A 20,217-nucleotide genomic window follows, 5' to 3' on the forward strand; every position below is an offset into this window, starting at 1 on the left:
GATAAAAGCTATGTGTAAATATAGCTTTTTAAAATAGGTAGTTTTTCAAGTAATTATAATTATGTTGAAGTCAAAGCTCTTGAAGGGAGTGAAACAATCGTGTTTTTAGATTATCTTGTACTAGGTTCAAGCACTGGTGGAGGTTTCAATAGTGGTGATATCGTATCAACATTAGTGATTTTCTTAGTGCTAATGCTATTACTTAAAAAGTTCGCTTGGGGTCCACTTATGGGCATCATGCAACAACGTGAAGAATTAGTAGCTAGTGAAATCGAAGCTGCTGAAAAAGCTCGCAAAGATTCGCATCAATTCTTAGAAGAACAAAAGAGCCTTCTTAAAGAAGCTCGTACGGAAGCACAATCGATTGTTGAAAGCGCTAAGAAGCAAGGCGAAGTGCAAAAAGAAGAAATTCTTACTGTAGCTCGCAATGAAGCAAACCGCTTAAAAGAATCGGCTTTACGTGAAATTGAGTCTGAAAAAGAAAAAGCTATTGCAGCTGTACGTGATGAAGTCGTTTCATTATCTGTACTTGCAGCATCTAAAGTCCTTAGCAAAGAGATTTCTGAGGCAGACAACCGTGCTCTAATTGAAGAGACGATTGCGAAGGCAGGGGAAGCTCGATGAGTAATTCAACTGTAGCAAAACGTTACGCTCAAGCGCTTTTTGAATTAGCGCAACAAAAAAACATTCTTGCTGAAGTTGGAGCAGATTTAAACGAACTAACAAATGTTGTCAAAGAATCTCCAGATTTTTTTACACTTTTAAATGCTCCTAAGTTCTCTATCGAACGCAAGAAACAAATGATAGCTGAAATCTTCGCTGGTGCAACTCCAGAAGTTTTACACACAGTTCAACTACTTGTTGAGAAAAAACGTGTAAACGAAGTGAAGCTAATCGCAACAGCATATGCTGAACTTGCTGCACAAGCACAAGGTATTGCAGATGCTACTGTATTTTCAACTCGTGCACTTTCTGCTGAAGAGAACGCTAATATTTCGGCAGCGTTTGCAAAACTTGTTGGGAAACAATCATTAAACATTACAAACGAAATCGATCCATCTTTACTTGGTGGGGTTCGTGTTCAAATCGGTAACCATATTTATGATAGCTCAGTAGCGAACAAGCTTGAGCGTCTAAAACGTGAATTAATCGGTTAATAATTTAGAAATGTGAGAGGTGACATACATGGGCATCAAGGCTGAAGAAATCAGCAGTCTGATTAAACAACAGATTGAGAATTATGAATCTGAACTTAAAGTAAGCGAAGTTGGTACAGTTATCCGTATTGGTGACGGTATCGCTCTTGCTCATGGCCTCGACAACGCCATGGCTGGAGAACTTTTAGAGTTCTCTAACGGTGTTATGGGTATGGCTCAAAACCTAGAAGAAGGTAACGTTGGTATCGTAATCTTAGGTCCATACACAGACATCAAAGAAGGCGATGAAGTTCGTCGTACAGGTCGTATCATGGAAGTACCAGTTGGTGAAGAACTAATTGGTCGTGTTGTAAACCCACTTGGTCAACCAGTGGATGGACAAGGTCCTATCAACACAACAAAATCTCGTCCAATCGAAAGTCCAGCTTTCGGTGTAATGGCTCGTAAATCAGTACACGAACCACTACAAACTGGTATCAAAGCGATCGACGCTCTAGTACCAATCGGTCGTGGTCAACGTGAGTTAATCATCGGTGACCGTCAAACTGGTAAAACATCAGTAGCGATCGATGCAATTCTTAACCAAAATGACCAAAACATGATTTGTATCTACGTTGCAATCGGTCAAAAAGAATCTACTGTACGTGGTGTAGTAGAAACTCTTCGTAAAAATGGCGCTTTAGATTACACAATCGTTGTGACAGCTTCTGCTTCTCAACCAGCTCCATTATTATTCTTAGCACCACTTGCTGGTGTATCTATGGCAGAAGAATTCATGTTACAAGGTAAACACGTTTTAATCGTGTATGATGATCTTTCTAAACAAGCATCAGCTTACCGTGAACTTTCACTTCTTCTACGCCGTCCTCCAGGTCGTGAAGCTTACCCTGGTGACGTTTTCTACTTACACAGCCGCTTACTTGAACGTGCTGCGAAGTTAAATGAAACATATCAAAATGGTTCTATTACAGCTCTTCCATTCGTTGAGACACAAGCTGGGGATATCTCTGCATACATCCCAACTAACGTAATCTCAATTACTGATGGACAAATTTTCTTACAATCTGACTTATTCAACTCAGGTGTACGTCCAGCGATTAACGCCGGTCTTTCTGTATCACGTGTAGGTGGATCTGCTCAAATTAAAGCGATGAAAAAAGTTGCGGGTACACTACGTCTTGACTTAGCTGCATTCCGTGAGCTTGAATCATTTGCTCAATTCGGTTCTGATTTAGATAAAATCACACTTGGTAAACTTGAGCGTGGTAAACGTACGGTTGAAGTTCTTAAACAAGACCTAAACAAACCACTTAAAGTTGAAAAGCAAGTTGCTATCCTTTATGCATTAACTAAAGGTCACTTAGATGATATTCCAGTACAAGATATCGTTCGCTTTGAAGGTGAATTCTTAAGCTGGTTAGATACAAACCACACAAACGTTTTAGATCACGTTCGTACTACAAAAGAGCTTGCTCCTGATGCGGATTATGTTGAAGCAATCAATGCATTCAAAAAAACTTTCGCTAAATCAGAATAAGTTCGAGATAGTCACTTGATTAAAAAACAAAAGGTGGTGAAATACCAGTGGTAAACTTACGCGAAATTAAAGGTCGTATTACTTCAACAAAGAGTACGAAACAAATTACGAAAGCGATGCAGATGGTTTCTTCTTCAAAGTTACGTCGTGCAGAGCAAAACGCTAAAGCGTACGTTCCTTACATGGAAAAAATCCAGGACGTAGTAGGCGCAATCGCTTCAGGAACAAAAGACAGTGGACATCCAATGTTAACTGCTCGTCCTGTTAAGAAAACAGCTTACTTAGTCATTGGTTCTGACCGTGGTCTTGCAGGTGCTTACAACTCAAGTATCCTACGTCAAGTACAACGTACAATTGACGAGCGTCATAAATCAAAAGACGAATACGTTATTTTAGCGGTAGGTCGTGTTGTTCGTGATTACTTTGTGAAACGTGATCATAATGTCATCAGCAGTGTGGTTGCTCTTCCTGACCAACCATCATTCGCTGATATTAAAGAAATCGCTCGTAATGCTGTTGGTATGTTCATTGACGGTACGTATGATGAACTTTATATGTACTACAATCACTTTGTCAGCGCAATTGCTAACGAAGTGACAGAGAAAAAACTTCTTCCATTAACGGATCTTGCACCTGCTAGCAGTAATGCTTCTTACGAATTTGAGCCATCTGGTGAAGCAATTCTAGAAGTATTACTTCCACAATACGCGGAAAGCTTAGTTTACGGGGCATTATTAGATGGGAAAGCAAGTGAACATGCTTCTCGTATGACTGCTATGAAAAATGCAACTGATAATGCATCTGATCTTATTTCAGACCTTTCATTGCAATATAACCGTGCACGTCAAGCAGCAATTACACAAGAAATTACAGAAATCGTTGGTGGAGCTGCAGCCTTAGAATAGGCCAGCTTCCCAATGTCGTATAAGAATACGATAGGAGGGTACACAGTAATGAATAAAGGACATGTTATTCAAGTAATGGGTCCAGTTGTTGACGTAAAATTCAGCAATGGCCAATTACCAGCAATCTATAACTCACTAACAGTTAAGATTGAACGTCCTAATGAAGAACCAACAATTCTTGCATTAGAAGTTGCTCTTCATTTAGGTGATGATTCTGTTCGTACAATTGCAATGTCATCTACGGATGGCTTACAACGTGGAGCAGAAGTAACAGACTCAGGAAAAGCTATCTCAGTACCAGTTGGTGAAGTTACTTTAGGGCGTGTATTCAACGTACTAGGAGAAGTAATCGACTTAGGTGAAGAGATTCCAGCTGACGTTCGTCGTGATTCGATTCACCGCGAAGCACCAGCTTTCGATGAACTTTCAACTACAGTTGAAATTCTTGAAACAGGTATCAAAGTAGTAGACTTATTAGCACCATATATCAAAGGTGGTAAAATCGGTCTATTCGGTGGTGCCGGTGTAGGTAAAACAGTATTAATCCAAGAATTAATCAACAACATCGCACAAGAGCACTCAGGTATCTCTGTATTCGCTGGTGTAGGTGAGCGTACTCGTGAAGGGAACGACTTATTCTTCGAGATGAGCGATTCAGGCGTTATCAAGCAAACAGCGATGGTATTCGGTCAAATGAACGAGCCACCAGGTGCGCGTATGCGTGTAGCTTTAACTGGTCTTACAATGGCAGAATACTTCCGTGATGAGCAAGGTGCTGACGTACTTTTATTCATCGACAATATCTTCCGTTTCACACAAGCAGGTTCTGAGGTTTCTGCCCTATTAGGTCGTATGCCTTCTGCGGTAGGTTACCAACCAACACTTGCAACTGAAATGGGTAAATTACAAGAGCGTATCACATCTACTAACAAAGGTTCTGTAACTTCTATTCAAGCGATCTATGTACCAGCCGATGACTATACTGACCCGGCTCCGGCTACAACTTTCGCCCACTTAGATGCAACTACTAACCTTGAACGTAAATTATCAGAAATGGGTATCTACCCTGCGGTTGACCCATTAGCTTCGACTTCTCGTGCTTTATCACCAGAAATCGTAGGCGCTGAGCACTACGCAATTGCTACTGGTGTACAACGTACAATCCAACGTTACCGTGAACTACAAGATATCATTGCTATCTTAGGTATGGATGAGTTATCTGATGAAGATAAACAAACAGTAGAACGTGCTCGTCGTATTCAATTCTTCTTATCTCAAAACTTCCACGTTGCGGAACAATTTACTGGTCAAAAAGGTTCTTATGTACCTGTTAAAGAAACTGTTCGCTCATTCAAGGAAATCCTTGATGGCAAATGGGATCACCTACCAGAAGATGCTTTCCGTCTAGTTGGTTCTATTGATGAGGTAGTTGAAAAAGCGAAAAGCATGGGCGTAGAGGTTTAATACTAGGGACGAGGAGGAAAAAATATGAAGACAGTTCTAGTCAATATTGTCACTCCCGACGGCCCAGTATACGATTCTGAAGTATCAATGGTAATCGCTAAAACAACTTCAGGAGAAATCGGTGTTCTTGCAGGCCATATTCCTATGGTCGCTCCACTTGCAATTGGTGCAGTGAAGCTTAAAAAAGAAAACGGTTCTACTGAAATGGTTGCTTTAAGCGGTGGTTTCATTGAAGTTCGTCCTGATAAGATTTCAATTTTAGCTCCTTCTGCTGAAATTGCTGATAACATCGATGTTAAACGTGCTAAAGAAGCCGTTAAACGTGCTGAAGGACGAATTCAAAGTAAACAAGACAACATTGATTTCAAACGTGCTGACCTAGCATTAAAACGTGCGTTGAATCGTATCAACGTTCATGAGGGTAATATCTAATTCAAATTTTAACGGGCAGATTCAATATCTGTCCGTTTTTTAACTTTATCCCAAATGCAACCAATCGCGAGTGTTGCTAGAGGAATAAATATGGAGGAAACAACATGGAAATATATGAGGCAATAGGACAAGAATCTTTAATAGGCATTTTATCGCATATATTTTTTATCGCTATTGCTTTTTACGCGCTACAATCTTTGATGCTAGAAAAGCTTTTCAAGAAGAATAAAGTATTTCAAATTCAATTAATTTATATTTTATTAAGCATTACGATAGGATCAGCTGTTTCAAATTTCTTTCTCCAAATTTCAAACTGGTCAGGGAAACTTCCGTATTTATTTTAATAGCTCCTTATGACTATCTTTTTTGTTAGTAATTGAAAACTACATATTTCACAGGACTTTATAACATAATTATGTGGTCCTTTGAAATATGTAAAAATAAGCTTAACTACCTCATAGGTGCTAAGATCAATGCGGGTTTAAGTTATTTCTCAGTGGATGTCCAAACATTCGCTGAAAGAAGTCTTATTAGATTTTGTTTTTTGTTCATAAATTTTTGGGTATGTATTAGAAATTAACGCTTTTCTTCCATGTTATTGGTCATTCACAAAAAAAAAAATCATGCGTACAATAAATTAATAGCAAAATATCAATAAATGTCTTAAAATAGTGATTTGGATACTTGAACGAGCGTAAAAAAAGTTGTACTATAGAGTTGTTTGTTTACTGATTATGACATTATACTTCTTGTTAAAATAAAAATTTGATAGGTTAATAGATTGAATTCGGAGGGACATAAGGTGGAAAAAATAATAGTGACTGGCGGCAAAAAGCTACAAGGAAAAGTACGTGTAGAGGGCGCAAAGAATGCAGTGTTACCAATCCTGGCGGCGGCTTTACTTGCTTCTAAAGGAGAAAATGTAATTAAAGAAGTCCCTAACTTAGCAGATGTCTTCACAATAAACGAAGTACTTAAAAGTCTAAATGCGGCAGTTACATATATACCTGAGGACAATACAGTATATATAGATACAACAAAAGAACTTTCTAGTGAAGCTCAGTTTGAATTTGTCAGTAAAATGCGTGCATCGATTTTAGTGATGGGTTCTTTACTTGCTCGAAATGGCTATGCTCGTGTTGCTTTACCAGGGGGCTGTGCAATCGGCTCTCGTCCAATTGAGTTACATTTAAAGGGCTTTGAGGCTATGGGAGCAAAAATCTCTTTTGGTCATGGATATGTAGAAGCGAAGGCTGATGGAGGTTTAAAAGGTGCCAATGTGTATCTGGACTTCCCAAGCGTTGGGGCAACAGAAAATATTATGACGGCTGCAGCTTTAGCAAAAGGAACAACTGTCATTGAAAATGCTGCAAAAGAGCCTGAAATTGTAGATCTTGCAAACTTTATTAATGGTATGGGTGGTCGTATTTTCGGTGCAGGTACGAATACAATTCGTATCGAAGGTGTCGATACATTGTATGGAACAGAACATCATATTATTCCTGACCGTATTGAAGCAGGCACATTTATGGTTGCAGCAGCAATTACAAAAGGCGATGTAACAATTGAAAACGCTGTTCCTGAGCATATGACAGCATTAATTGCAAAGATGCGTGAAATGGGTGTAGAAATTACGGAGCTAGATGAAGGCATCCGTGTAAGTGCTCCTAATACATTAAAAGCTGTCGATATTAAAACAATGCCACATCCAGGCTTCCCAACAGATATGCAATCTCAAATGATGGCATTGATGTTAACTGCTGAAGGTACGAGTATTATTACGGAAACGGTTTTCGAAAATCGTTTTATGCATGTTGAAGAATTCCGTCGCATGAATGCCGGCGCTAAAATAGAGGGACGTTCTGTGTTTATCGAAGGGCCTGTAAATCTTCAGGGTGCTGAAGTTATGGCGACTGATTTACGAGCTGCGGCTGCACTAATTTTAGCAGGTCTTGTATCTGAAGGTGTGACTAGAGTTACAAAACTTCATCACTTAGATCGTGGTTACGTTGATTTCCACGGCAAGTTAGCTTCACTTGGCGCAAATATTGAACGTGTACCAGCTGAAGATGTTATCATTCAAGAGAAATCAACAGTTGAATTACCAACAAACTAAATAGATTTCAAAACCCTTTGCTGAGTTGCAGAGGGTTTTTTCTTTATAGTATGTGAAAGTGAAGCGACAGCTACACCATATAAGAAGATGTTAGATCCTATTTTGGCGCTTTTTTAAGGTTCATCGGATGCCCCCAGGAAGCTTTGCTCTGTGCGAAAGCGAAGCGTCAGCGACAAATGTTTTCTGTAGCGAAAGCAAAGCGTCAACTACAAAGCGCCCAGCCGGAACGGAAATCGACCCCACGTTATGGTGAAGTGCCATTTTTAGATAGCCATCTCTAGTAATGTTTTCTCATGCGTACCGAAGCTTACTGCGCCCAGGTCCACATAATTTGAAGAGTTTGAGCATATTATTCCTTATGAAAAAATGGATAACGAGTATAGGCATAGTTTGTTTGATTGGAGCATTATATATGCTTCCTGTGGCATTTAGTGAGAAACGTATGGCTGAGGATTTACCTTCAACGACAGAGCAAGCCTGTGAAATATTTATAGAAGTGGAGGGACAACAGGAGAAAATCCCTTTAGAAACGTATGTGACTGGTGTAGTGGCTGCAGAAATGCCTGTTTCATTTAAAAAAGAAGCTTTAAAAGCGCAGGCGATTGCAGCGAGAACATACGCATTGAAATCGACAAATTACGGTAAGATAGCTATCGCTCCTACAGTTGCTAGACAGGTTTTTTACAATAAGGAGCAAAGAAAAGCGAACTGGACTAGCAATTTCCCGGGGAATGAAAAGAAAATTGTCGAGGCCATTAACGAAACGAAAGGACAAGTTCTTCTATATAATAATGAATTAATTACGGCAATGTTTCACTCTACTAGCAATGGTAAGACAGAAAGTGCCTACGGTTATGGCGGCAATGATCTACCATATTTACAAAGCGTTGCAAGTATATCTGATCAATCATCACCAAAGTTTTCAGCTATAAAGGAATGGACATTAACTGAATGGAATGCACTGTGGCCTGTTAAATGGCAGGCAAGTGATTTCAACCGTGTACAGTATTTTTTAAATGATTCAGGACGTGTTGAGCGCATGCAGCTAGGCAAGAATGTGTGGTCAGGTCGAGAAGTTCGAACACTTTTACAAATACCATCAACCGATTTTAAGATTTCATATAATTCGGCTACAGGAAATGTGCAGGCTAGCACGAAAGGATACGGGCATGGGGTAGGAATGAGTCAATACGGAGCAGAGGCTATGGCAAGTGATGGGAAAACTGCTGCCGAAATTTTACACTATTATTATCAAGATATTGAAATAAAATCGATAGATGCATGTTTAAAATAACTTCTAGTTGTTCACACTGCAACTAGAGGTGATGAAAATGAGAGAGGATAAAAATAGTAAAACTTCTCAAAATCAAAATGAAAAAGTTCAATTACAGAAGAAACCGTGGTTTTGGCCAGCAGTTTACGGTGGTGGCGCTCTAATGCTAGCAGGAATGCTATTTGGATACAATAGTCTTGTATCTCAAGTAGAAGAGGCCCCACTACCAAATGTAGCAGAAGTAGATTCAGGTCCTGTAGTTGAAACAAATGCACGCACTGAAAATATGAAGTACCCATTCAAGGAAGCAGATTTAGGTAAAGTTCAAGTTTCACAAGAGTTTTATGAAGTAGAGGCTAATGCAGAGTCGCGTGAAAAAGCACTTATGGTATTTAATCAAACATTTACGACATCTTCTGGTATTTCTCTTTCTATGAATGGTGAAGAATTCGAAGTACTTGCTGCTATGAGTGGTAAAGTAAAACAAGTAAAACTTGATGCATTTACAGGCAATAAAATTGTGATTGAGCATGCAAATGGTATGCAAACACAATATAGCTCTGTAAAAGACATTGCTGTCAAGGAAGGCGATGAGGTAACACAAGGTCAAGCGCTTGGAAAAGCAACTGACAATGAGTGGAACCAAGCAGCTGGCGTTCACTTGCATTTTGAAGTACTTGAAGACGGAAAATATATTAATCCGAAAAAATTACTAGCCTTTGAAAATAAGTAGATCTTAAATTCAGTATTTCAATGAGAAAAACAAATACTAAAAAATGCATAAAAAATCAGTATATTAACATGAAAATGTAAAACGTGTTCTGAATAGCTTTGTCCTCACATAAGGTGAAGAAATGCGCAGACGTGCATCTGATGCCGAAGCCATTTTGTGAAATTGTGTGGAAAGGACGAAGAACGTGCACGAGCACATTCGGAAGCGCTGCATACGCCTCGGTGAATTATTAATTGAGACGCGTGAAACTGTGCGTGTCCTCGCGAAAATGACAGGTTATTCAAAAAGTACGGTGCATAAAGATTTAACAGAGCGATTGCCAACAATTCATGAAGGATTAGCTGAGCAAGTAAAGGAAATTCTCGCCTATCATAAGGCCGTACGTCATATTCGTGGAGGAGAGGCAACGAAAAACAAGTGGAAAGAAAGAGCGAGTCAAGAATGATTCGTTCTTTTTTTGTTTGCACAGGACAAGTTAGATACTTATTTTCTGCATACTAAAAATTCTAAAAACAGCCATCTTAAAAGGCTACTCACCATAACGTAGGGGTGATTTCCGTTCCGACTGGGCGCTTTGTAGCTGTCGCTACGCTTTCGCACAGAGCAAAGCTTCCTGGGGGCGTCCGCTGAGCCGCTTTACTCGCGTTGCTCGCTTCGGGGTCTCATCTGTGACGCTAATCGAGGGCACTGAAAAACTCATCAAAATTAAAATTTTTTAACTCAAAAAAAATATCGGGCGCCATTTCATCCTTTTTTAGGAAGGGGTCGTCCGATTTCTTTCATTATTCTTTGCTTTTTTCGTTCATTAGTTTTAAAATTCTCTTCATATTCACGACAAATAGCGTTGCGGCTGCTTGTATTTGCATACCAAATAGACCCGTGGCGTTTGCTTGATTATACCCGTGTCTGTTTTTTATTTCACTATTCTTTGCTTCGATTTTATAGCGTTCTTTTGCCAATTGTTTAAAGGATTCCGTTTCCTGAAACACTTCTTGTTCTATGTGTTCATTTGACAGAAGAGAAACTGAATAACTTTTTGTTTTCGCTCCTTCTTTATAACACCCTTCTTTTAAAGGACAAACTTTACATTTTTCTATATCAAAGAAATATTTTAATTGTGTATTTTGCGTGGAATTCTTACGCTTTTTAATACTTTTACTCTTTGCTAAATGTCCAGCAGGGCACACATATAAATCGGCATCTTTATTAAACTCAAACTTACTTTCTTGCTTCCGTTGACCGTTCGTAATAACAGGATGTAGCCTTGAAATGAGTTGAATCTCTTTCTTTTTTGTGTATAATAAATTCTCTTTACCAGAATACGCTGTATCTCCAAGAATGGTGTTCACTTCTATGCCTGCTTGCTCACTCTTCTCTACTAGCTCTTGTAAATAATTCCCGTCACTTTTTTCACCTGTTGTTACAACTACTGCTGTTATAAGTCTTTCATCACTCATTGCCAAATGTGTTTTATAACCAAAGAAAGGATTCTCTTTAGATTTATAACCGACACGTGCATCAGGATCAGCTGAGTAATTTATTTTAAGCTCATAATCTTCAATAACTTCTTTGAGGACATTTACTTTTTCTTGTACACTTGGTATTTGAGCAATAGCCTTATTTTCTTCTATTATTTGAATGACTTGGTGACAATAGTCCACTTCTTTTTGGATATCTTGAGAAGTCGGTTTAGTGGGAAATTTTGATTTCATTGTTTCATCGAATTGATACACGGCTTTTCGTACCTGTTTTGATTTCTCTTGTAAAAACTCTTTCGGGGACTTCTGTTGGTAGCGTGCCTTCGTATGTGTTGCGTCTACAATCAATGTTTTACTTTTTAAAACACCCTGTGCAATAGCTAGTTCTACGGTTTTGTGAATGAGTAAATCTAACAATTGGACATCTTGTAAACGTAATCGACGGAATTTTGTTAAAGAACTTGCCTCAATAACACCTTCTTCTGGTGCCATATCTAAAAAATATTTAAAGGACATATCATATTTAGAACGTTCTACTACATCAACATCAGAAATATCATAAATTGCCTTAAGTAATAAATATTTGAACATACGAATAGGTGAAATAGCGTAACGACCATTATCTAGACAATATTTAGTCTCTAATTCCTCTAAAACAAAAGTAAAATCAATTAATTCCTTCATTTGACGAAGCATATTATCTTTTGGCACAACTAAATCATAGATTGCCATATGAGGACTAAGAGCAAGCGTTTCTTGTTTGGAAAGCATAAAAAGCACCACCTAAAATGAACAGTATACTAATAATTATAGATGAAAAAGAAAAGGAAGTAGAGAAAAAATTCGCTACTTCCTTTATCTAACCACTTTTTCAGTGCCCTCGACGCTAATCCCCATGGAGTCGCCCAGTCGGAACGAAGATCAACTTATATACATTGCATACGTTTTAACAAAATGACACACCTAGCTTTAGGTAATGAAACAAAAAGATTCTTTTAACGATTTCTTCTTTTCTATGACTGTTCATATAATTGAAAACAAAACAGTTCCATTCACTAAAATTAGGTGAAATTACCAATAGAATATGATAAAATATTCTAGATAAACAGATAAAATGAACGTTATGTAGTTAGGAACTGGCGGGAAGGAGAAATTATAAAATGTTTTCTAAAGATATAGGCATTGACTTAGGAACTGCGAACGTGTTAATACACGTTAAAGGTAAAGGAATCGTCTTAAATGAACCATCTGTTGTGGCGATTGATAAAAAAACAAATAAAGTATTAGCGGTAGGGGAAGAGGCCCGCCAAATGGTAGGGCGTACGCCAGGGAATATAACTGCAATTCGCCCATTACGAGATGGTGTCATTGCAGACTTTGACGTTACAGAAGTCATGCTAAGACATTTCATCAATAAGTTAGATGTAAAAGGATTTTTAGCTAAGCCACGTATTTTAATTTGCTGTCCAACGAACATTACTAGTGTTGAGCAAAAGGCTATCCGTGAAGCCGCAGAAAAATCAGGTGGAAAAAAAGTATACTTAGAAGAAGAACCAAAAGTGGCAGCAATTGGGGCAGGCATGGATATATTCCAACCTAGCGGCAATATGGTAGTCGATATTGGCGGCGGCACAACAGATGTTGCAGTCCTATCAATGGGTGATATTGTAACAAGTGAATCCATTAAGGTGGCAGGCGACGTTTTTGATAATGATATTTTACAATATATTAAAAAGGAATATAAATTGCTAATTGGTGAACGTACTGCAGAAGCCATTAAAATTACAATCGGTACAGTCTTTAAAGGTAGCAGAAACGATTCAATGGATATTCGTGGTCGTGACATGGTGACAGGTTTACCACGTACAATAACAATTTACTCTGAGGAGATTGAACGTGCATTACATGAATCAGTTGCTATGATTGTTCAATCTGCAAAAAATGTTTTAGAAAAAACGCCACCAGAGCTATCAGCTGATATAATTGATCGTGGGGTAATTATTACTGGCGGTGGTGGACTACTACATGGTATGGACCAGCTATTAATCGAAGAGTTAAAGGTACCTGTGTTCATTGCAGAGCACCCTATGGATTGTGTAGCAATTGGTACAGGCATTATGCTTGAAAATATTGATCGAGTACCCGCATCCTTATAAAAATTTAATGAGGTGATTCCTTTGTTTAAAGGGTTTTATACAGTTGCAACTGGTATGATTGCACAACAAAGAAGAACAGAACTACTAACCAATAATTTATCAAATGCGAATACACCAGGGTTTAAGGCAGACCAATCAACAATTCGTTCATTTCCCGATATGCTCATGTCAAGCGTAGGAAAAACAAATGCACCTGCCAATCAACAAGCAGGCTCTCAATATATGAGTCCAGTTGGAGCATTAAATACTGGGATTTATATGCAAGAAACATTGCCAAACTACATACAAGGCCAAATCTATAGTACAGATTTCACGACAGATATGGCTTTGATTGATGGATCCTTACCACAAAATGATGATGGCGTCGCAGGATCTATTTTCTTCCGTTTAGCTCATCCAGAAGGTGGCGAGGCATATACACGTAACGGGAACTTTACTTTAGATGGTCAAGGCTATTTAGTAAATCCACAAGGACTGTATGTGTTATCAGACAGAGGTCAACGCATCCAGCTACCGAATGATGATTTCCGCCTAGATGAGAACGGAGCAATTTATGTTAATGATCAGCAAGTAGCACGTGTTGGAGTATCATATGCGGCGAATCCGAACATGCTACGTAAACAGGATAATGGCTTAATTCGAACAGAAAACGGTGCAAATTTACCGACAGCTTACGGAACGAATGGCGTATCCTTTACATTGCGTCAAAATTATCTAGAGGGCTCAAACGTAGATTCTAGTCGCACAATGACAGATTTAATGACAGCATATCGCGCTTTCGAAGCTAACCAAAAAGTGTTACAAGCTTATGATCGCAGTATGGAAAAAGCTGTTAATGAAATCGGGAAAGTATAATAGGCGAACAGGAGGCGTTTGAACATGCTACGTACAATGATGACTGCAACAAATACAATGGGGCAATTACAAAATAAACTAGATACAATTAGTAATAACATTGCCAATAGCAATACACTTGGCTTTAAATCACAAGAAGCTACATTTAATGAAATGCTTTATCAGCAATTTAATAATGATAAACAAGACCGTGCTGACCGACAATCACCTGTTGGCATCCGTTATGGTTCAGGTGCAATGCTTGGACAAATCCAATCAAATCACAAGCAAGGCTCCCTACAAACAACAAATCGTGACCTTGATTTAGCTTTCACAAAACCGAAGCAATATTTCAATATTTTAATGCCAGATGGTGAAAATGGCACGAAAACAGTGTATACTCGTCAAGGTGACTTTTATTTGTCACCATTAAATAATGGAACAGTAATGGTTGTAAATGCAGATGGATATCCATTGGCAGATTCAACAGGACAAGCTATTACATTACCAGGTAATGTACAAAATGTTGCTGTACGCAACGGCGGTGTTTTAGAGGCAGCGTATCCGAATGGGGATATTATTCGTACTGATTTAGCAGTGACAGAATTTCAAAAGCCACAGCTAATGGAGCATATTTCTGGCTCCTACGTTGGATTGCCGAATAACCTCGCTCAGCTTGGATATACACAAGCTGACGTTGTCACTGAATTACGAGGAGCAAATCGTCAACAAATTGGCATGCAAAACGGTGCGCTAGAAATGTCGAATGTAAATCTTTCAAAAGAAATGACGGATTTAATACAAACACAGCGCTCGTACCAATTCAATGCAAGAGCGGTAACTTTAGCAGACCAAATGCTTGGGCTCATTAATGGTATTCGATAGGAAATCCGTTATTACTGTTTAGAATGAAGAGGAGTACAATCTATGACAAACGATTCAAGTCGACGTTCTGTGCAAACAAAAGAAACCGATACGCCACCAGAAGAGAAGGAACACGGCTCAAATGGAGAGCAACGAGAGGTTCGATGGGTGCAAATACGGCTGATTCCGATTTGGCTACGCGTTGTACTTATTATCGTCTTAGTTGTTGTTGCTGCAATTTTAGGTGCATTGATTGGCTATAGTGTTATTGGAGAAGGTAAAGCCATGGATGTTTTTAAACCAGAAACTTGGCAGCATATATTTGATATTATGAATGGTAAAGAATAATATTATTCTTTACCATACTTTGTTTTACATAATTATTTATCTTCATTCAGTAGACACCTACTGAAGAGGAACTCAGGCTAAGAATGCCACGTCCTGTGGCAATTTATCTGTAGCGAAAGCAAAGCGACAGCTACAAATGTTTTCTGTGCGAAAGCGAAGCGACAGCAACAATTACGCCAAGGCGAAATTGATATTGATACATTGAGGGGGAAAAGAAATGTTAACAGTAGAGCAAATTCAAGCAATTTTACCACATCGTTACCCATTTTTATTTGTTGATCGTATTGTTGAATTAGAAGAAGGGAAGCGTGCAGTTGGCTTAAAAAACGTCTCTATGAACGAGGACTTTTTTAATGGACATTTCCCAGGCTATCCAGTAATGCCAGGCGTTTTAATTGTAGAGGCGCTAGCACAAGTTGGTGGAGTAGCATTATTAAATGCAGATGAATTCAAAGGTCGTCTAGCTTTCTTAACGGGTATTGATAATTGTCGTTTCAAGCGCCAAGTAGTACCAGGAGATCAACTTCGATTAGAAGTAGAGTTCGTGAAACTACGTGGAGTAATGGGCAAAGGTCACGGTGTGGCAACAGTCGATGGAGAGCTAGTATGTGAAGCAGATATTCTATTTGCTATTGGACCCGAGCAGCCAAAACAGGTGTAATTTGCAATTGTAGGTTAAAAGATATAAAATAATTATGTCGAATAATGTCTTTACTGTTAATCTTTTTAACAGTTTATTTGTTTTATAAAATGCAATTGTGAATTGAAATACATGTAATTTTAGTTTTGTTTTTAAAACGTAGGAGGATTATATAGATGTATAAGGAATTGTCTTCAGGTGTTAAAATTAGCATTACGCGTTCGATTTCAACATCTTTCGAATCATATTTAGCAAGTATTGATTGGAAAGAAGAGCGTTTCTCTATGGAAGACTTCATTGCTAGCTGGCAAACTTATTTTCAAGAAAATGCCGCATGGATCGAAAAAATCCCAGCAAATGTTTTGATGAGTACTGAATTCCATGAAGAGATGGCACAGAAAATCGATGAAGTAATTGCAAAAATTTTAAATGAAGAACCAACGGCTAAGCAAATCGAAACAATCAATGCCTTGCAAAAAGAGCTAGGTACAAACCATAGCTATAACTGTAAAGCAGAAGCATCGTACATTGAACAATTGTTAAAAGAAAAACAAAAATAGTTTGTACGAAAATCGGATAGTTCCCTCCTTTCCCGGGCAATCTATGTAGGATCACAAATGCACACGTTGTATTTGATGACATAGCACCCAAGAAAGGAGGTTTTTTCATATGTGGAAAATGTCATTTTTAGCCATTATCCTTGCTGCTTTATTCCTTGGAGGTTGTAACTGGGGAAACAAAGCTGTTGAAACAAAACCAGTCGAGAATGTTAAATACGACGTTCGAAAAGGTGTAGATAAAGTAGAAGACGTTGTAGATCCGACTAAGAGACATGACGTCTACAATCGTGACGTGAATGGTACCGTTATTCCTGAAGCTACAACACCAGGAACAACAGTACCAAGAACAACGACTCCAGGAACGACAGTACCAAGAACAACAGCTCCAGGAACAGTAGCTCCAGGAACAACAACAACTCCAGGAACAGTAGCTCCGGGAACAACAACAACTCCAGGAACAATGACACCAGGGACAGTAGCTCCAGGAACTAACGGCGTTGTTAAAGAAAAAGTTGTCGAAGAGAAAGTTACACGATAATATAAAAAAAGAGTGCTTCCAAATGGAGCACTCTTTTTTTCATTAGCAGGGAAGATGATGAATACCGCGCGTCAGGGGTGAATATTCGCGGACGGAGTGAATACCCGCGCGGCAAGGGTAAATACCCGCGGAAGCGAGTGAAATACCCGCGCGAAGAGGGTAAATACCCGCGTGGCAAGGGTAAATACCCGCGAAAGCGAGTGAAATACCCGCGCGAAGAGGGGAAATACCCGCGGAAGGAGTGAATACCCGCGTGGCAAGGGTAAATACCCGCGGAAGCGAGTGAAATACCCGCGCGAAGAGGGTAAATACCCGCGGACGGAGTGAATACCTGCGCGGCAAGGGTGAATACCCGCGGAAGCGAGTGAAATACCCGCGGAAGCGAGTGAAATATCCGCGCGAAGAGGGTAAATACCCGCGGAAGGAGTGAATACCCGCGCGGCAAGTGTAAATACCCGCGGAAGCGAGTGAAATACCCGCGCGAAGAGGGTAAATACCCGCGGAAGGAGTGAATACCCGCGCGACAAGGGTGAATACCCGCGCAAAGGGGGGAAATACCCGCGCGGCAAGGGTAAATACCCGCGGGCAGAGTGAATATCCACGGCTAGCGCGCAAGTGGAGAATCAGCCCCACGCACACAAAGGATGAACTCCTGTGCGTGCAAACCAACACCTCAAGAAGAGCGGAAAAACGGCTTCATATATTCCACTAAATTTTCAGGTAAATGATAAACGCGATTTTTATAAGAACCACTAAAGGGAAATTGAAATTTTCTAAGTAAGCGATTTGCAGCATCACTGGAATGAATATTGAAAAATTCTCGTAACTGTTTATTTGTAATGGTTGGTCTAACTAAATATCGGTAATCTTGCAAGGCTTCAGCGAAAATCTCTTCGCTTGCATAGTGACAACGCGAGCATATCCAAAAACCACGAACATAATGCATTTTAAACTTGTACTGGCATTTCGGACAAAGCACGCCGTGGCGAAATCGCGAAGGATCGATAGGAGCCGGAATTTTCAATGGCTGATGTTTACTAAGAAGATGTTGAGCTAGTTGCGTTAACTGTTTATCACTTAAAGTAGCTTGTGAATATTTTTTAAAAAGGGAATGAAGATGTTTTTGAAGTCCTGAGACATGAAAAATTGGAATTGTATTTGGGTGACTTGCAATAATAGCATTGGGATTAGCAATGATCACTGCACCCTCAATGGGGAGAGAATAGTTTTGAGAAATAACTTTTAGAAATTGCATATGTCGTTGGGTCTGAGAAATCGCATTAGGAAATCCTTCAACTGTTCCGTCTGGCTTCGTTCGTATACACTGGTGAGTAATATCGTCAAAATCAAGACGTCCATTAATATTTTTAATCTCAACAACTAGCATAAAATTAGTGCAAATGAAAAGTGTATCGAGTTGATGTGAATGCTGTGCGGAATTCATTAGATTTAAATTATGCAATACGAAAAAAGTATAGGGGCATATTAATTCAAGCCACTCACGGTCAACTCTGCTTTCACCTGCAAAGCCTGCGTCGACTCTTCGAAATTGTTCATTATAATAGCTAAAATCTATATCCTTTTCTGTTAACCTTCTTTTTAACGCCTCTAACCACATTAATTTTATAGGTTTCTCTCTAATAGCAATATTCATATGTCGTTCCCTCCTATAATTTTTAAATCGTATTTTACATTAAAATCTCCACCTGTCCAATAAAAAAACGATGCAGAAATTTGCATCGTTAAATCAAGCTCAATCATTTTTTAGTTTTGGTCGTTCTTTCATATCGTGTGAGAAGCGTTCCAATAGCTGATCTAAAGAAACTCCCTCAGCTAATAGCTCGGCTAATAATTGCTCTGCATATTTTGAGCGTTTTATCTTTAACGTCCCTTTTAAAAGTACAGAGATGTGCTCGCCAATTTCTTGAACTTTATGTACGACAACATGGAAAGGAGCGGGATCATTATCTGGGGATGAAATAACTGCACGTACATTAAAAACAGTAGCATTCGCTAAAAGTTCATCAAAAGTTGAACGATATTGTCGGTCCATAAACAGTTCAAGAATCCAAGATTGATGGCTGTTTTCCTGGTTAATAATAATACCATCGACTAAAGGGAATGGTTGGATGCCATCTTTTGTGACAAGGTCAAAGGAAAGCATTTTAAATGTTTTCATTATGTAATATCCTCCTAAGTCAGTCATCCTTTTTAGTATAACATATTCCAATTGCCCTTGTTTGCGATAGGGTCAATGTTGGCTGTTCGCGCATTGTATCAATTACGTCTTGGCTTAATTGTTGCTGTCGCTTTGCTTACGCTACAGATAAATTGCCACAGGAGCTGAATGAAGAAAAAAACAGCGAAATTGCATATTTCAACAATTAGCATTGGCTATTACAGTCTTAAGCATTCAGTTCAAGAAAAGATTAAATTATTGAAAAGTAAAAACCTCAATATAACCAATTTATGATTAAAAAATGAAGGAAATGATAAAAATCGACTTTTGTCAATGTTGGATTCTTTCTTGTAAGATGAGAGCAATCAAAAGCAAAGGAGGTGAACCAATGAACCAAGTCGGGATGGTCGGGAGGTTAACAAAAGATCCTGTGTTGCGACACTTATCTGGAAATCGCGTACAAACACATTTTTCTGTAGCCATTAATCGCAATTACAAAAACAGTCGAGGGGAAGTAGATGCTGACTTCATTCTCTGTACAGTTTGGGGAAGGCTGGCAGAGCATATCGTGAAATATTGCGGAAAGGGCTCATTGATTGGAGTAAATGGCCGTATTCAATCAAGATCATTTTTAAATGAAGCAAGCAAAAAGGTTTTTATAACAGAAGTAGTCGTAGAAGATGTCCGATTTTATCAGCTTAAGCCAAGGGATAGTGACGGAGCTATTGTGCCGCCAAAGCCACCTGATGAGCAGGAAGGCTTAAAGGATTTTGTGCTACCTGAAGAAATACAATTACCTGTAGTATAGCATCCTAAATGGTACATACGGAGCAAGTACAAGTTGTCTGATCCGCCATTCTCCTTTATTACTTGCACCGTAATGAATAGGAAGGAATGATGTATACCATTCATTAACGTAGATCATTGCTGAAGACCGCACATCGATGATCATTTTCTATACAACTAAATATAAATATGAAGTAAGTAGGGAAGAAGTAACAAC

At 39.0% G+C, this 20,217-nt stretch carries 23 protein-coding genes; 20 read left to right on the top strand and 3 right to left on the bottom strand.

The genetic code is table 11. From position 1 onward, the window contains the following. Positions 1-99 precede the first annotated feature (99 nt). The 12 genes from atpF to QUF91_RS03810 all read left to right on the top strand — a co-directional run bounded on the left by atpF (position 100) and on the right by QUF91_RS03810 (position 10,062). On the top strand, positions 100-624 hold the full coding sequence (atpF, locus tag QUF91_RS03755; RefSeq protein WP_285396852.1) for a F0F1 ATP synthase subunit B: 525 nt from the start codon (positions 100-102) through the stop codon (positions 622-624). After that, positions 621-1,157 (top strand): F0F1 ATP synthase subunit delta, encoded by a 537-nt coding sequence (locus QUF91_RS03760; protein ID WP_285396853.1) that lies wholly within the window; start codon positions 621-623, stop codon positions 1,155-1,157. The genes atpF and QUF91_RS03760 overlap by 4 nt, the downstream gene beginning before the upstream one ends. A gap of 28 nt (positions 1,158-1,185) precedes the next feature. After that, positions 1,186-2,694, top strand: coding sequence for a F0F1 ATP synthase subunit alpha (gene atpA, locus QUF91_RS03765; RefSeq protein ID WP_285396854.1), 1,509 nt, complete (start codon positions 1,186-1,188; stop codon positions 2,692-2,694). Positions 2,695-2,741: 47 nt separating this feature from the next. Continuing rightward, the gene (atpG, locus tag QUF91_RS03770) at positions 2,742-3,599 is read left to right on the top strand and encodes an ATP synthase F1 subunit gamma (protein WP_285396855.1); all 858 of its coding nucleotides are present in this window, start codon (positions 2,742-2,744) and stop codon (positions 3,597-3,599) included. Positions 3,600-3,647: 48 nt separating this feature from the next. Next, the gene (gene atpD, locus QUF91_RS03775) at positions 3,648-5,063 is read left to right on the top strand and encodes a F0F1 ATP synthase subunit beta (RefSeq protein ID WP_285396856.1); all 1,416 of its coding nucleotides are present in this window, start codon (positions 3,648-3,650) and stop codon (positions 5,061-5,063) included. A gap of 24 nt (positions 5,064-5,087) precedes the next feature. Then, entirely contained in the window at positions 5,088-5,495 is a 408-nt protein-coding gene (locus QUF91_RS03780; protein WP_285396857.1) for a F0F1 ATP synthase subunit epsilon, read from the top strand. Positions 5,496-5,599: 104 nt separating this feature from the next. Continuing rightward, positions 5,600-5,839, top strand: coding sequence for a DUF1146 family protein (locus QUF91_RS03785; RefSeq protein ID WP_289416888.1), 240 nt, complete (start codon positions 5,600-5,602; stop codon positions 5,837-5,839). Positions 5,840-6,297: 458 nt separating this feature from the next. Continuing rightward, entirely contained in the window at positions 6,298-7,611 is a 1,314-nt protein-coding gene (gene murA / locus QUF91_RS03790) for a UDP-N-acetylglucosamine 1-carboxyvinyltransferase (protein ID WP_285396859.1), read from the top strand. Between the two features lie 143 nt (positions 7,612-7,754). Further along, a complete protein-coding gene (locus QUF91_RS03795; RefSeq protein ID WP_289416889.1) occupies positions 7,755-7,892 on the top strand; it encodes a hypothetical protein in 138 nt (45 codons plus the stop codon). A 77-nt stretch (positions 7,893-7,969) separates the two neighbouring features. After that, on the top strand, positions 7,970-8,905 hold the full coding sequence (gene spoIID, locus QUF91_RS03800; protein WP_483308076.1) for a stage II sporulation protein D: 936 nt from the start codon (positions 7,970-7,972) through the stop codon (positions 8,903-8,905). Between the two features lie 37 nt (positions 8,906-8,942). Further along, entirely contained in the window at positions 8,943-9,617 is a 675-nt protein-coding gene (locus tag QUF91_RS03805) for a M23 family metallopeptidase (RefSeq protein WP_289416891.1), read from the top strand. A 184-nt stretch (positions 9,618-9,801) separates the two neighbouring features. Next, a complete protein-coding gene (locus QUF91_RS03810) occupies positions 9,802-10,062 on the top strand; it encodes a sporulation transcriptional regulator SpoIIID (RefSeq protein WP_010858004.1) in 261 nt (86 codons plus the stop codon). Positions 10,063-10,399: 337 nt separating this feature from the next. Here QUF91_RS03810 and QUF91_RS03815 read toward each other — a convergent pair whose 3' ends face one another. Beyond that, positions 10,400-11,866: an IS1182 family transposase gene (locus QUF91_RS03815; protein WP_285398117.1), complete on the bottom strand. Its 1,467-nt coding sequence runs from the start codon at positions 11,864-11,866 to the stop codon at positions 10,400-10,402. A gap of 389 nt (positions 11,867-12,255) precedes the next feature. Here QUF91_RS03815 and mreB point away from each other — a divergent pair, with 389 nt between their 5' ends. The 7 genes from mreB (at position 12,256) to QUF91_RS03850 (ending at position 17,035) form a co-directional block, all read left to right on the top strand. Then, a complete protein-coding gene (gene mreB / locus QUF91_RS03820; protein ID WP_285396864.1) occupies positions 12,256-13,251 on the top strand; it encodes a rod shape-determining protein in 996 nt (331 codons plus the stop codon). A gap of 21 nt (positions 13,252-13,272) precedes the next feature. Continuing rightward, entirely contained in the window at positions 13,273-14,106 is an 834-nt protein-coding gene (locus QUF91_RS03825; RefSeq protein ID WP_285396865.1) for a flagellar hook-basal body protein, read from the top strand. Between the two features lie 24 nt (positions 14,107-14,130). Further along, complete coding sequence (locus QUF91_RS03830) at positions 14,131-14,970, top strand: flagellar hook-basal body protein (protein ID WP_285396866.1); 840 nt, start codon at positions 14,131-14,133, stop codon at positions 14,968-14,970. A gap of 42 nt (positions 14,971-15,012) precedes the next feature. Further along, positions 15,013-15,297, top strand: a complete 285-nt coding sequence (locus tag QUF91_RS03835; protein ID WP_285396867.1) for a DNA-directed RNA polymerase subunit beta — start codon at positions 15,013-15,015, stop codon at positions 15,295-15,297. Between the two features lie 217 nt (positions 15,298-15,514). Beyond that, complete coding sequence (gene fabZ, locus QUF91_RS03840) at positions 15,515-15,958, top strand: 3-hydroxyacyl-ACP dehydratase FabZ (protein WP_285396869.1); 444 nt, start codon at positions 15,515-15,517, stop codon at positions 15,956-15,958. A 155-nt stretch (positions 15,959-16,113) separates the two neighbouring features. After that, positions 16,114-16,497, top strand: a complete 384-nt coding sequence (locus QUF91_RS03845) for a hypothetical protein (RefSeq protein WP_285396870.1) — start codon at positions 16,114-16,116, stop codon at positions 16,495-16,497. A gap of 109 nt (positions 16,498-16,606) precedes the next feature. Continuing rightward, on the top strand, positions 16,607-17,035 hold the full coding sequence (locus QUF91_RS03850; RefSeq protein WP_285396871.1) for a hypothetical protein: 429 nt from the start codon (positions 16,607-16,609) through the stop codon (positions 17,033-17,035). Between the two features lie 673 nt (positions 17,036-17,708). On the opposite strand, the gene QUF91_RS03855 is transcribed toward QUF91_RS03850, so the two are convergent. Continuing rightward, positions 17,709-18,689: a nuclease-related domain-containing protein gene (locus QUF91_RS03855; RefSeq protein ID WP_289416892.1), complete on the bottom strand. Its 981-nt coding sequence runs from the start codon at positions 18,687-18,689 to the stop codon at positions 17,709-17,711. A gap of 99 nt (positions 18,690-18,788) precedes the next feature. Then, entirely contained in the window at positions 18,789-19,214 is a 426-nt protein-coding gene (locus tag QUF91_RS03860) for a YwpF-like family protein (RefSeq protein WP_285396511.1), read from the bottom strand. Between the two features lie 388 nt (positions 19,215-19,602). Between QUF91_RS03860 and QUF91_RS03865 the strand changes: the two genes are divergently transcribed. Further along, entirely contained in the window at positions 19,603-20,022 is a 420-nt protein-coding gene (locus QUF91_RS03865; RefSeq protein ID WP_289416893.1) for a single-stranded DNA-binding protein, read from the top strand. Positions 20,023-20,217: the final 195 nt, after the last annotated feature.

The organism is Lysinibacillus sp. G4S2 (genome assembly GCF_030348505.1).
Taxonomy (GTDB): Bacteria; Bacillota; Bacilli; order Bacillales_A; family Planococcaceae; genus Lysinibacillus.